The following is an 11,940-nucleotide window of genomic DNA, read 5'->3' as shown; positions in this document are numbered from 1 at the left end:
GGCCGGGTGCTTGCTCAATCGCCGTTTATCAAAATAATTCCCATTCGACCCGTCGGTGATACACTACATACTGTGATCTTTGTCATACCGTAATTAAAACAGAGAAAAGAGACACTGCTATGCAACATATCATTGAGGGTTTCCTCAACTTCCAAAAAGAGATCTTCCCCCAGCGTAAAGAGCTCTTCCGTAGCCTGGCTTCCAGCCAGAATCCCAAAGCGCTTTTTATCTCCTGCTCCGACAGCCGTCTGGTGCCAGAACTGGTGACCCAGCAGGATCCTGGACAGCTCTTTGTTATTCGTAATGCGGGTAATATCGTGCCTTCCTTCGGGCCGGAACCGGGTGGGGTCTCAGCTACCATCGAGTACGCGGTTGTTGCCCTCGGGGTGACCGATATCGTGATTTGCGGCCACTCTAACTGCGGCGCGATGACGGCGGTTGCGACCTGCCAGTGCCTCGACTCCATGCCGGCGGTTTCCCACTGGCTGCACTATGCCGATGCGGCAAGAGCGGTTGTTGACAGCAAAACCTGGGATAGCGAAATTGATAAAGTGAACGCGATGGTGCGTGAGAACGTTATCGCCCAGCTTAACAATATCAAAACGCATCCGTCGGTAGCCGTCGGGCTGCGCGACGGCGCGCTGCGCCTGCACGGCTGGGTATATGATATCGAAAGCGGCGCGATTGGTGCCCTCGATAAAAACACCAAATCCTTCGTCTCGCTCTCTGAAAATCCTGAAGTTTTCTTCGAGTAGCTCTTCTACAGGGCATGGAAGCCCTGCATCCCGCACCTCGCCGTCATCCTGCTGATAAACGTTCCGCTACGCCCGCTCGGGTTTGATAGAGGCTTTGCCGATCGCCAGCAGCGCGACGCTCAAAATAAATCCCGTTCCGCTGAACAGATAGAGCGAGCCGGCGGCTCCGATAGCCTCAGCGCAGTATCCTGCGCCGAGAGAGACGATCGCCGAGACCGCCATTTGTCGCCGGTAGCTTCTGGCGATTGCGGCTGGCACCTGTTGCCGCTCGAAGTTTTTGAGCAGCGCGTAGACGGCGAGGGAGAACACGACGTTAGAGAAAATATGCGCCACAAAGACCAGCACCAGCGCCACAGCGGGCCACGTCGCGAAGGGGATTAGCCCGTAGCACAGCAGAAAAATCGCCAGGCAGCCGATCTGCAGCCCGTTGCTGCTGCTGTTTTTTTCAAAACGCGCCGGGTTGAGCAGCAGCGGCCCAACCAGCTGGCCCAGGCTGCGGGTAAAAAGCAGCGCCAGAGCGGTTGTTTGTTCCGGCGAGCCTGATGAGAGCGCCCCGGGAGCCAGCCCCGGCAGCAGCGCCATTGCCGGCGCCCCCGCCGCGGCCAGCAGGGGCAGGAGCAGCATCGCGTGGCGCTGAGAATGGGTCAGCGTTTGCCAGCGCAGCGAAGAGAGGCTCCGGACGTGCTCGACAAACGGCGCGCCGACGCGCCTTTTCGCCCGCCCGAGGAGGATGAGGGCGGCGGCGAAGCTCAGCAGATCGATAAGCAGCAGATGAGTCGCGCTCATATATCCCCGCAGGACTAATCCCAAACCAATGCCGCAGAGCACGTTGCCGGCAAAAATAAGGCTTTCGAGCGTTGTGGCGACCGGGAGCTCCTCTTCGCTCAGGCCGGTTTTGAAGAGTTGACTCAGCGCCGGGAAGGTCATGCCGGTGGTGAACGCCCCGATCGCCTGAGCCATGAGCAGCAGCGGGATAGAGTCAATCGCCACGGCGTAAAACGGCACCGCCAGCCCGATAAGGCCAAGCCCTTCGCCGAGTATCAGGATCGTAAAGGGGCTCAGGCGCTGGCAAAAGCGTTCGCCCGCGATGCTGCCAAGCAGTCCGGGGACGGTGGAGAGAACGTAGGCAAGAGCCAGCGACGCGACGGGGGCCGAGAGGCGGATTAGCTCGCCAAACACGACGATCCAGGTGATACCGTTGCCTATCGAGGAGATCAGAAACGCGAGAGCGAGCAGGCGTAGCCACGGCTTATTCGCCATGGTCTGGAGAAGAATTCGAATCATTGTCATGTCCGTAATAAGCGAAAAATTGCTTTTCCAGCCACGGGCTAGCCGCCGTTAGCTGAAAATTAATACAACTGTTATCGGGCTTATTGTCAGGACATTACATAACCAGGGATCCGCCGGGGAGGAGTGCAAGTGTTAATTTAATATTGCATATTTGTAGCGTTGTCAACGCCGGCGCGCCGACAACGCTATCGGGTCCTCAGCCGTGCTGGCGGACGACTTACAGCACGCCATCGCCGCCGTCAGAACACCAGACCTGGCCGGAGGTGAACGAGCAGGCGTCGGAGGCCAGCGTCACGTACAGCGGGGCAATTTCCACCGGTTGCCCAGGGCGACCGAGCGGGGTATCTGCACCAAACTGGCGGACCTTCTCCTCAGGCTGGCCGCCGCTGGACTGCAGAACCGTCCAGTAGGGGCCGGGGGCGACGGCGTTGACGCGGATCCCCTTCGGACCCAGCTGTTTGGCTAATGATTTGGTGAAGGCCACGAGGCTGGCTTTAGTCTGGGCGTAATCAAAGAGTATCGGGCTCGGCTTAAAGGCCTGAACCGAAGAGGTGTTGATGATCGCGCTATGCTCTTTGAGATGGCGCAGCGCGGCTTTGGTTATCCAGAACGGCGCGTAGACGTTGGTTTTGAAGGTGGCGTCAAAATCCGCCGTTGTGAGTTCTGCCAGCGAGTCGCAGTACTGCTGACGCCCGGCATTATTCACCAGAATATCCAGACCGCCCAGCTCTCTGGCGGCCTTTTCAACCAGCGCTTCGCAGAAGGATTCGCTACGAATATCGCCGGGAATAGCCACCGCCTTGCGCCCTGCGGCCTCAATCAGAGCGATGACCTCTTCGGCGTCGGCTTCTTCCTCCGGCAGATAGTTTATTGCCACGTCCGCTCCTTCACGAGCAAACGCAATGGCCACCGCGCGGCCGATACCCGAGTCGCCGCCGGTAATCAGCGCTCTCTTGCCGGACAGTCTGGCCGAGCCAACGTAGCTTTCCTCACCGTGATCGGGAACGGGCAGCATCTCCGAAGCCAGGCCGGGAGGCGTTTGCGGCTGGTCGGCAAACGGAGGGCGGGGGTATTGTGCGCTGTGTTTGGCGTGGTCGCTCATATAATTTCCTCTGTTCAGGCAAATATTAAGCATAGGTCCAATGGGCGGCAGGAAAAGGTATTTTAGGAATTAAGTCAGCGGTGGTGCCGGTATTATTATGCTGCCGCAGGGCAATATCATGCGTAATTGTCTGATTAGCCGCGATGTTTTATTTCTGCGACCGATGTGGGTCGGGTAAAATTTTAGGATTGTTCTAACGGCTGGTGCGGGGTTTATTACCTGTGGATGCGTGGGGGGGATTATTCTGCGGCCGGATGGCGTTAATTTTACGTTCTTTACAAATACGCTCAATTTTACCGCTGAAAAAATAATCCGCCACCGCTTGATGGGTTGTCCTGTTGAGGGTTAGATGGGATGAGCCGAGATGTTTAAATTTATTTCTGGCACCGTTTTTATTGGTCTGGCCCGCCGGGTAAGCGGCCCGGCGGTTTGACACAGGCTTCCTGTCACTTACTGTTAATTCTCGACGGCAATGATTTGCCATAGCGCGAATCATTTTTCATAAACCAACCGAAAGGTAACATTATGACAGAGCACAGAGGTGGATCGGGTAATTTCGCGCAAGACCGGGAAAAAGCATCTGAAGCCGGTCGTAAAGGCGGTCAGCATAGCGGGGGGAATTTTAAAAACGATCCCCAGCGCGCTTCAGAAGCCGGGAAAAAAGGCGGTGAGAATAGCCACGGCGGCGGGCATAAATCAGGCGCCAGCTAATTCCCGTGCGGTCTGGCATAAAGCGTAACGCTATCGTCAGCGTTATATATCCTGCGGGCCGCTGGCCCGCATTTTTTTACCCACAGCGTCAACGCACCGGCAACAATGCTATATATCTGCGTCATCTGTTAAATAGTCTGCTCTTTGCGTAATAACCGCAGCCAGCAGCGGAGGATAAATACTGTGTCCCATTCTAGCGTAAATGACCCTGATAAACCGGCCCGCCATCCGGCAAAAGACGACCCCCGCGAACGGGGGGAAATTCCGCGTAAAAGGGATGATAGCGAAGATCGGCAAAAGGACCCCTGGCAGCCGGCTCCTGACCGACGCTAAGGGCAGGCACGGCCTTAGCGCCGATGCCCGCCCGCAAGCGTCAATGGCGGCTAGCGCTCGATAAACGGCAGCCACCGCCGCGGGCGCGCTGCCGGCTGCGATGCGGCTTTAGCCATCGCGGCGCCAATTTCCGCGCAGACCGTAAGCCCCTGAACGAACGGGCGGTCGTGCATGAGATAGGGCAGCGCACCAAACGCAATGCGCCCGCGAACGATCTCCGGCTCCAGCAGGGTGTAGTCTTCCCCGACGTCGGGAATAGCGTCCCCGGCGGCGAGGATCTGCTGGCGCAGCGTCGGGAACGGCAGGTCTTTGGTCTTCAACGGCTTCTGCCCTCTGGCATCGATAAAGACCTCAAAGGCATACCTGGACTGGCCAACGCTTATTTCCGTCAGGTTATCCTCAATGGCGATGGTGTAATCGGGTCCAAGCGGGAGAATGCTGATAACGCCGGCCTCGTGCAGCGCCAGCAGCCGGCGAATGGATTGCGACGGGATCGCCGCGTAGTTATCGATAAACACCCGCGCGAGGCCGGCGCTAAACCGCTCCGCGTCCCGTGAGTCGAGATGAGGGACGATGGCCTGGACCGCTTCATGCAGTCTGAGGATTGCATAGCGCCATGCCACCGTGCGCCTGTCGCGCTTGTTGCGCTCGACCTCGATGAGATTCGCCTCAGCCCAGCGGAAAGGATCGCTCTTCCTGCGCGCGGCGAACCAGGCATCGTGGAAGCTGTCGGCGTTAAGCGAGTGCAGCGCTATCTCCCGGCTCCACTGCGGGTCGGCGGCGTCAATTTCCTGCGCCATCAGCGCGAAGACCCGGTCGAGCAGCCCCTCGGGTCCGGCGGCGATGTGCCGGGCAATCGCCTCGTCGCTGGCGATCGTTAAGGGTTCATAGGGAATGGGGCAGTAGAAGTCGGCTTCAGGCAGGATCCCGGAGCGGGACATCATCACCATTTCCAGCGCCTCGCTGCCGCGATCCAGCCTGAAGCTCAGCGACCGGTCCTCCGCCTCCACAAAATCCCCGTGCTGCGCGGCAACCGCCATGGCGGCATCGATGCCGCTGAGCGACGTTCCCATAATTCCGACCCGACAGGGCGCGATGCGCGCGCTCATTAGTCCCGACCAGGGGCTCGGGAAGTGGGCGCGTGGGGTGGTGTCGTCTTCAGGCCAGACGTGTCCGGTGGCGATAACCGCAAGGTCAAAATGCGCGGGTTCCGCAAGCCCCTGGGCGCAGAGCATCACGCCTTCGGAGGTAACGTGCAGATCCTCCACCCGGCAGGATTCATGGATCGCGACCTCAAATCCGCGCTGGCGGGCCGTCGCCACCAGCTGCTGAAACTGGTCATGGAAATATTCACCCAGCAGCAGGCGCGGCAGGAACTGGCGGACATGAAGAGACTCTTTACGCACCCCGTAGCGCGCCAGATGCTCAGCGCTCAGCCCCTGCAGCCAGTCGATATAGGTTGAGAAAATGGGGGGGATTTCGATGCTGGCAATGTTCGCCAGCATCATCCGCGCGGTGTCTTCCTTGCTATAGGGCATCCCGACGCCGGCCCGGTCGGCCTGTTCATAGATGGAGACGGCAAGCGGCACCGCGTTGTGTAAAAGGGCGTGAAAAGTATAAATTCCCGTCGGTCCGGCGCCGATAATCGCAATTTTCTTCATTGATATGGGCTCATTGTTTTGGCGCAGCCATCCGTTATCTGGCTGACGCTGAAGGTGTAACTAAGGGCACAGAGCAAAGTATAAACGAGGGATCGCGGGGCAGCGGTAAAGTGCCTGTATCTGCTAGCGAATAGTTGGCGGAAGCGGCGGGAGCATCCTTTCGTTGAAGGGGACTTAAAATCATTTTTTGGTGTCGTCAATTGCGCAGCGTTAGCCTGCCCGGGATGCCGGTATGAGGAACTGCAAATTCTCGAAAGGAGGGGGCTTAATAATTAACGCGGACGGTATTTTCTTTGAATGAATAAATAAACCCCGAATTTCAAGATTGTGATTATATTATGATTAAATTGTGTTTATTTAATGTGGATGTCATTCATTTGATTTTATGGGCTGTAATTAACTAACCTTGATTGTATTTGTATCTCGCTGTTTTTGTTGTTGTATTTTTCTTTTCTTTCTGCTTGTTAATTATGGGCTTGATAATGAATCTCATTTTTAATAACGTAGGGCGGCACAATAATCCTATTGAGCGCTGTTCGGAATACGCTATCAAAGAATAGCGTGGCGCGTTTGTCTCTTCGTTTTTCCAGGGCGGAATTTTTATTTTGGCGAAAAAGGGTAATTGATATCCCGATATAACATCGGGAGGCGCCTGCTTACGCCAAAACCAGAGAAGATGTTCTGTGCCTGGAGGTCGCTGCCGTTGTTTATCTGACGGATGAAGAAGGCGTGCCCCGACGGCAAAATAAGAAAACAGGGCATATTCCATGAAACATTATTCACACTACTCGCTGGCCGCGCTGATTCCTATGGCTATCTGGGGAGCGGGGTCGCCGGTGCAGGCCGCTGACGACAGCACGCCAGACGAAACGAAGAGATCCGCTGCGGCAAACGCATCGGAGAAACACGACGAAACGATGGTCGTTACCGCAGCCGCGCAGACTCTCCAGGCCCCCGGGGTTTCCACCATCACTGCCGATGAAATCCGCAAACATCCACCCGCACGCGACGTCTCCGAACTGATTCGTACCCAGCCCGGCGTCAACCTGACGGGCAACTCCACCAGCGGTCAGCGCGGTAATAACCGCCAGGTCGATATTCGCGGTATGGGGCCTGAGAACACGCTGATACTGGTGGACGGTAAACCGGTGACCAGTCGTAACTCCGTGCGCTATGGCTGGCGCGGAGACCGCGACACGCGCGGTGATACCAGCTGGGTACCGGCGGAAATGATCGATCATATCGACGTTATTCGTGGCCCGGCGGCGGCCCGCTACGGCAATGGCGCAATGGGGGGCGTGGTTAACATCGTCACTAAACCGACCAGCAGCGAGTGGCATGGTTCCTGGAATACCTATATGAACGCCCCTCAGCACCGTAAAGAGGGCTCGACGAAGCGCACGAACTTCAGCCTAAACGGTCCGCTGTCGGATGAGGTCAGCTTTAATTTATGGGGTAACCTGAGCAAGACGCAGGCCGATGCCCAGGATATTAACTCCGGCCATGAAGCGGCACGAACCGGTACCTATGCGGGATCCTATCCTGCAGGGCGCGAAGGCGTCGTGAATAAAGATATCCACGGCAAGCTGCGCTGGGAGTTTGCGCCGATGCAGGCGCTGGAGTTCGAAACCGGCTACAGCCGTCAGGGCAACCTGTACGCCGGCGACACGCAGAACACCAACACCAGCACGCTGGTGAAAAGCATGTACGGCAAGGAGACCAACCGCCTCTATCGCCAGACCTACGGCGTGACCTGGACCGGCGGCTGGGATAACGGCGTGACCAGCAACAGCTATGCCCAGTATGAACATACCCGCAACTCGCGGATGAGCGAAGGGCTGGCGGGCGGGACGGAGGGCATCTTCTCCAGCAGCGAATTCTCGGATATCGACCTCTCGGACGTGCTGTTGCACAGTGAAGTGAATATCCCGTTTACCCTCGGGGTTGAGCAGAATCTGACCCTGGGCACCGAGTGGAACCAACAGCGGATGAAGGATGGCGTGTCGACCACCCAGTCTCTCTCCTATGGCTCCATCGACGGCACCCCGGCAACCGGGCGCAGCCCGTACTCCAGCGCGGAAATTTTCTCGCTGTTTACCGAAGACAATATCGCGTTGACGGATAGCACCATGCTGACGCCAGCCCTGCGCTTTGATCACCACAGTATTGTCGGTAATAACTGGAGCCCATCTCTGAACCTCTCCCAGGGGCTCTCCGATGACTGGACGCTGAAACTGGGGATTGCCCGCGCCTATAAAGCGCCGAACCTCTACCAGCTCAACCCGAACTATATTCTGTACAGTAACGGCCAGGGCTGCTACGCCAGCAGTTCCGCCTGTTACCTGATGGGTAATAGCGATCTGAAGGCCGAAACCAGCGTTAACAAAGAGATCGGTCTTGAGTATAAGCACGAGGGCTATCAGGCGGGGCTGACGTGGTTCCGCAACGACTACCGTAATAAGATTGAGTCAGGTTACTCGGCGGTAGGCACGGCCAGCAACGGTACGACCAATATCTATCAATGGGAAAACGTGCCGAAGGCGCTGGTAGAAGGGCTGGAAGGCTCGCTAAATCTGCCGGTGAGCGAAACGGTCAGCTGGAGCAACAACCTGACGTGGATGCTGCAGAGCAAGAACAAGACCACCGGCGATCGCCTGTCGGTCATTCCGCAGTTCACGCTGAACTCTGACCGTTAGCTGGCAGGTGCGTGACGATCTCTCCTTACAGAGCACCTTCACCTGGTATGGCCGCCAGAAACCGAAGCGCTTTAACTATAAAGGTGAGGCGGTGTCCGGAAGCGAGCTAAACGAAGTCAGTCCATACAGCATTGTTGGGCTAAGTGCGACCTGGGACGTCAATAAAAACCTGAGTCTGACCAGCGGCGTGGATAACCTGTTTGATATTCGCCACTATCGCGCCGGTAATGCGCAGACCACGGGGAACTCGACAACCGGGGCTTATCTGTATGGCGCCGGCGCGGAAACCTACAACGAGTCGGGGCGGACGTTCTATGTGAGCGTGAATACGCATTTCTAAAACATCATCAATCACGGGCCGGAATAGGTTGCTACTCCGGCTTTTTTGCCGTCAGCTAAAACGGCAAAGGGCAGCTTGATGAGTTGTCCGTAGCGTTTGCCGGGCGGATTGCTGGCGCTAAAGCACCTGCGGTACGTGCCGCTGACGGAACCGATCAGGACTGGAATCTCTGGTTAGCATCAGGCGTCGGGTATTAAACGGATTTGAATATCGTGGAACAGGGGATATTGAGTAGGGCTGAACGGCTGTAGAAAGCGCTTCTTTCGAGGAAAATGCACCAGATTAAGAAAATCTGGTGCGTCCGAGTGGACTCGAACCACCGACCCCCACCATGTCAAGGTGGTGCTCTAACCAACTGAGCTACGGACGCATTTGGTGCGTTTAATTGGACTCGAACCAACGACCCCCACCATGTCAAGGTGGTGCTCTAACCAACTGAGCTATAAACGCTTTATGGTGCGTTCAATTGGACTCGAACCAACGACCCCCACCATGTCAAGGTGGTGCTCTAACCAACTGAGCTATGAACGCAATGTTGTGGTGACAACGGGGACGCATATTAGCGATCGGGAGAGGTTGTGGCAAGAGGCAAACGTCACTTTTCTTGCAGAACAGACGCGATTGCGGAAGTTTTACTCATGTTGTCTATATTTTGCTGATGATCAAGGATATTTCTTGCCCAGTTTTCACCAGAAGGCCTTAGCGACCGGCCATGAGGAACGCTTCCACCCGCCTGGAGTGGCGCCTGTTGACGGGCGGGCGCGGTATCGTAAATCCGTTGCGGACGCAAAGGGGGACGCGGCGGATAGCCGGCGTCGACTAACTATTCTCCCGGGTGAAAATAGAAAAAAGACTCGCGCTTGTTTCATACGATATTTATTAGTTAAATGCATTTAACCTTCGGTAATAATTTGTGTGGTCAATGTATTTTCGTGGGTTTTATTTATGGTGTAGGCATTTTCTTATATACGATATTAATATGATTATTTCCCCCGCGAGTTTAAATTTGATTTTGGTCACGAATTCATGGCTATTAACGGCGTAACGTGGTTCTCGCACTCACTAAACAATCAAGGGAAATGAAAATGAGCACACATGAAGTTCAGGATTTAAAAAACGAAGAGTTAGATGGCGCATACCCGAAGGCCTGCGTGGTAAATACTACCCGCTATCGCGTGCATGGTGAGATAAAATATGCCACCTGCAGCACCGACAATTTTAACCTGCGGGCCGGGGCGCAGGAGTCTTTTGCCCGCGGGCTATGCCTGCTGACGCGGATTAATGCGGTAGTGCAGCTTGAAGACCGGGACGTACAGGCGAAGCCGTATACCTCAACCGGGACTTCATACAGCCAGTTCGCGGTCATTGAAGTTGCGCCAGGGGTATTTGAAGTGACGCGTCGTACTTAATAATAAGTATCGTCGTAACGCTTTTGTATTTTGATATCAACAAGGTCTCTGCTGCGGCCTTTTTTAATTAAGGGAAGCGTTGGGTTTTATTTAAATATAAGGCGAAGGGTGAAGAGGGCACAGATTATCAGTAGGATCAGAATGAGCTCAAAACGATAGCGTTGCAGCATAGTGCTCTCCTAAAAAAATCGGCGCTGAAGCAGCGCCGATTTATTACGATACCAGACGAGCCGGATTAATTATGCAGCCGGTTGTGCAGCCGGTTTAGCGGCAGTGTGGTGTTTAGCTTTATGGTGTTTTTTAGCAGCCTGAGCTTTCTGCGCTACGGCAGGTTTTGCTGCGGCTTTATGGTGCTTTTTAGCAGCCTGGGCTTTCTGCGCTACGGCAGGTTTTGCTGCTGCTTTATGGTGTTTTTTAGCGGCCTGAGCTTTCTGGGCTACGGCAGGTTTAGCTGCGGCTTTATGGTGCTTTTTAGCGGCCTGGGCTTTCTGAGCGGCAGCCGGTTTAGCTTCTGCTTTTTTGTGTTTTTTCACAGCCTGAGCTTTCTGCTCTGCAGCCGGTTTAGCGGCGGCTTTGTGATGTTTTTTGTGATGAGTGGTCTTGGCAACGGTGCTGTGAGTTGCAGCAGCTGGAGCCTGAGTGGTGCTTACCGCATCAGCAGCGAAAGCAGCAGAAGACAGACCCATAGCAGCGGCAACGACCAGAGCTAATACTTTTTTCATTCTGATATCCTCGAAAATGTTTCTTCAGTTAACCCCACTGCGGGGCTGTTGAAACAACTATATGCCGGTCATGGCGCGAGTTCAGTGAGTGTTTGGTATCGGCAGGTAACCGAATGTACGACGCAGGCTGCGGGAGGGCATAAGAGGGTTTCCGCTAACGAGGAAGCGTTAGCGGAGTAGGGACGGGCTTAGCCGCGCGTCGTTTGGGCAAGCGTCGCGGCAAGCTCCCGTCGGCTCATGGGAACGCAATAGGCGGGCGTGCCGCGTTCAAAGCGCCATCCTTCGCTCAGCGGCCCGACGTCGAGGGCATCAAAACCAAAGGCGTCGTACAGCGCGGCGGCAATGGTTTTCCCCTCTTCATCATCGCCCGCCAGCGGCAGCGCCCGACGATTTTCCGCCCCGGCGGCCAGGCCATCGCTTTCCAGCTGCGTCATCGGGATGGCGTTGAAAGCTTTGGTGATTCTGGCGGTGGGCAGGTTCCGCGCCAGCAGTTCGCTGGTCGTGGTTTGCCCGGAATCGAGCTCGGCAATGTCGCCATCCCGTTGCGGGTAGTAATTGACCGCATCAATAACGTGCTTATTTTTAATCCCGGCGACCGGCAGCGCGTTGATGGCGCTGAGGGGGACGGCAATCACCACCACCTCGCCAAATTCGGCGGCCTCGTCCGCGCTGCCCACCTGGCAGCCGATCATCGGCCGCAGGCTGAACAGCGTCTGCGGCCCCCGTGAGTTGCTGAGCATCACGTCGTGCCCGGCCTGCAGCGCAAGCTTAGCGATGGAGCGTCCTACAAACCCGGCGCCTATTATTCCGATCTTCATCTTTGACTCCTGACAAATTGTCTCGTTGAGGAAATAAATTTAATTCCCTCGTCACAGAAGATAAATCGTAAGATGGTTGCATGATAAACAACTCAAATGAGTG

At 55.8% G+C, this 11,940-nt stretch carries 11 protein-coding genes, 3 tRNA genes and 1 pseudogene; 4 read left to right on the top strand and 11 right to left on the bottom strand.

The window, feature by feature from the left end:
* Positions 1 to 119 precede the first annotated feature (119 nt).
* Positions 120 to 755 (top strand): carbonic anhydrase, encoded by a 636-nt coding sequence (locus RTE01_RS18360; protein WP_071844942.1) that lies wholly within the window; start codon positions 120 to 122, stop codon positions 753 to 755.
* 66 nt (positions 756 to 821) lie between these two features.
* Here RTE01_RS18360 and RTE01_RS18355 read toward each other — a convergent pair whose 3' ends face one another.
* The 3 genes from RTE01_RS18355 to RTE01_RS18345 form a co-directional block, all read right to left on the bottom strand.
* Positions 822 to 2,039: an MFS transporter gene (locus tag RTE01_RS18355; RefSeq protein ID WP_141335251.1), complete on the bottom strand. Its 1,218-nt coding sequence runs from the start codon at positions 2,037 to 2,039 to the stop codon at positions 822 to 824.
* A 223-nt stretch (positions 2,040 to 2,262) separates the two neighbouring features.
* Positions 2,263 to 3,147 (bottom strand): SDR family oxidoreductase, encoded by an 885-nt coding sequence (locus tag RTE01_RS18350; RefSeq protein WP_041145933.1) that lies wholly within the window; start codon positions 3,145 to 3,147, stop codon positions 2,263 to 2,265.
* 193 nt (positions 3,148 to 3,340) lie between these two features.
* The gene (locus tag RTE01_RS18345; protein WP_141335249.1) at positions 3,341 to 3,631 is read right to left on the bottom strand and encodes a hypothetical protein; all 291 of its coding nucleotides are present in this window, start codon (positions 3,629 to 3,631) and stop codon (positions 3,341 to 3,343) included.
* Between the two features lie 41 nt (positions 3,632 to 3,672).
* Here RTE01_RS18345 and RTE01_RS18340 point away from each other — a divergent pair, with 41 nt between their 5' ends.
* Complete coding sequence (locus tag RTE01_RS18340) at positions 3,673 to 3,858, top strand: con-10 family general stress protein (protein ID WP_134526435.1); 186 nt, start codon at positions 3,673 to 3,675, stop codon at positions 3,856 to 3,858.
* 383 nt (positions 3,859 to 4,241) lie between these two features.
* Here the strand turns inward: RTE01_RS18340 and RTE01_RS18330 are convergent, their stop codons facing one another.
* Together RTE01_RS18330 and RTE01_RS18325 are read right to left on the bottom strand one after the other, a co-directional pair.
* Positions 4,242 to 5,852: an FAD-NAD(P)-binding protein gene (locus RTE01_RS18330; RefSeq protein WP_134526432.1), complete on the bottom strand. Its 1,611-nt coding sequence runs from the start codon at positions 5,850 to 5,852 to the stop codon at positions 4,242 to 4,244.
* Positions 5,853 to 6,252: 400 nt separating this feature from the next.
* Complete coding sequence (locus RTE01_RS18325) at positions 6,253 to 6,621, bottom strand: hypothetical protein (protein WP_134526429.1); 369 nt, start codon at positions 6,619 to 6,621, stop codon at positions 6,253 to 6,255.
* Between RTE01_RS18325 and RTE01_RS18320 the strand changes: the two are divergent.
* A pseudogene (locus tag RTE01_RS18320) lies at positions 6,620 to 8,888 on the top strand (TonB-dependent siderophore receptor). The gene RTE01_RS18325 and the pseudogene RTE01_RS18320 sit on opposite strands and share 2 nt — an antisense overlap.
* 293 nt (positions 8,889 to 9,181) lie before the next feature.
* Here the strand turns inward: RTE01_RS18320 and RTE01_RS18315 are convergent.
* From RTE01_RS18315 to RTE01_RS18305, 3 genes are all read right to left on the bottom strand, one after another.
* Positions 9,182 to 9,258 (bottom strand) — tRNA-Val (locus tag RTE01_RS18315).
* A 3-nt stretch (positions 9,259 to 9,261) separates the two neighbouring features.
* A tRNA-Val gene (locus tag RTE01_RS18310) sits at positions 9,262 to 9,338 on the bottom strand.
* A 4-nt stretch (positions 9,339 to 9,342) separates the two neighbouring features.
* A tRNA-Val gene (locus RTE01_RS18305) sits at positions 9,343 to 9,419 on the bottom strand.
* Between the two features lie 554 nt (positions 9,420 to 9,973).
* Between RTE01_RS18305 and RTE01_RS18300 the strand changes: the two genes are divergently transcribed.
* Positions 9,974 to 10,297, top strand: coding sequence for a hypothetical protein (locus RTE01_RS18300; protein WP_134526425.1), 324 nt, complete (start codon positions 9,974 to 9,976; stop codon positions 10,295 to 10,297).
* Positions 10,298 to 10,383: 86 nt separating this feature from the next.
* Here RTE01_RS18300 and ydgU read toward each other — a convergent pair whose 3' ends face one another.
* The 3 genes from ydgU to RTE01_RS18290 form a co-directional block, all read right to left on the bottom strand.
* Positions 10,384 to 10,467, bottom strand: coding sequence for a small membrane protein YdgU (gene ydgU, locus RTE01_RS26720; RefSeq protein WP_455430947.1), 84 nt, complete (start codon positions 10,465 to 10,467; stop codon positions 10,384 to 10,386).
* 69 nt (positions 10,468 to 10,536) lie between these two features.
* On the bottom strand, positions 10,537 to 11,019 hold the full coding sequence (gene asr / locus RTE01_RS18295) for an acid resistance repetitive basic protein Asr (RefSeq protein ID WP_134526422.1): 483 nt from the start codon (positions 11,017 to 11,019) through the stop codon (positions 10,537 to 10,539).
* Positions 11,020 to 11,207: 188 nt separating this feature from the next.
* Positions 11,208 to 11,837 (bottom strand): NADPH-dependent F420 reductase, encoded by a 630-nt coding sequence (locus tag RTE01_RS18290; RefSeq protein ID WP_141335247.1) that lies wholly within the window; start codon positions 11,835 to 11,837, stop codon positions 11,208 to 11,210.
* Between the last annotated feature and the right edge of the window lie 103 nt (positions 11,838 to 11,940).

Source organism: Klebsiella terrigena (genome assembly GCF_006539725.1).
GTDB classification, from domain to species: domain Bacteria; phylum Pseudomonadota; class Gammaproteobacteria; order Enterobacterales; family Enterobacteriaceae; genus Klebsiella; species Klebsiella terrigena.
This window is presented reverse-complemented; position numbering and strand designations above follow the sequence as displayed.

Coding starts and splice junctions, on each gene's coding strand:
- RTE01_RS18360 (WP_071844942.1), top strand. CDS start 120: ATGCAACATATCATTGAGGGTTTCCTCAACTTCCAAAAAGAGATCTTC.
- RTE01_RS18355 (WP_141335251.1), bottom strand. CDS start 2,039: ATGATTCGAATTCTTCTCCAGACCATGGCGAATAAGCCGTGGCTACGC.
- RTE01_RS18350 (WP_041145933.1), bottom strand. CDS start 3,147: ATGAGCGACCACGCCAAACACAGCGCACAATACCCCCGCCCTCCGTTT.
- RTE01_RS18345 (WP_141335249.1), bottom strand. CDS start 3,631: ATGGCAAATCATTGCCGTCGAGAATTAACAGTAAGTGACAGGAAGCCT.
- RTE01_RS18340 (WP_134526435.1), top strand. CDS start 3,673: ATGACAGAGCACAGAGGTGGATCGGGTAATTTCGCGCAAGACCGGGAA.
- RTE01_RS18330 (WP_134526432.1), bottom strand. CDS start 5,852: ATGAAGAAAATTGCGATTATCGGCGCCGGACCGACGGGAATTTATACT.
- RTE01_RS18325 (WP_134526429.1), bottom strand. CDS start 6,621: ATGGAATATGCCCTGTTTTCTTATTTTGCCGTCGGGGCACGCCTTCTT.
- RTE01_RS18300 (WP_134526425.1), top strand. CDS start 9,974: ATGAGCACACATGAAGTTCAGGATTTAAAAAACGAAGAGTTAGATGGC.
- ydgU (WP_455430947.1), bottom strand. CDS start 10,467: ATGCTGCAACGCTATCGTTTTGAGCTCATTCTGATCCTACTGATAATC.
- asr (WP_134526422.1), bottom strand. CDS start 11,019: ATGAAAAAAGTATTAGCTCTGGTCGTTGCCGCTGCTATGGGTCTGTCT.
- RTE01_RS18290 (WP_141335247.1), bottom strand. CDS start 11,837: ATGAAGATCGGAATAATAGGCGCCGGGTTTGTAGGACGCTCCATCGCT.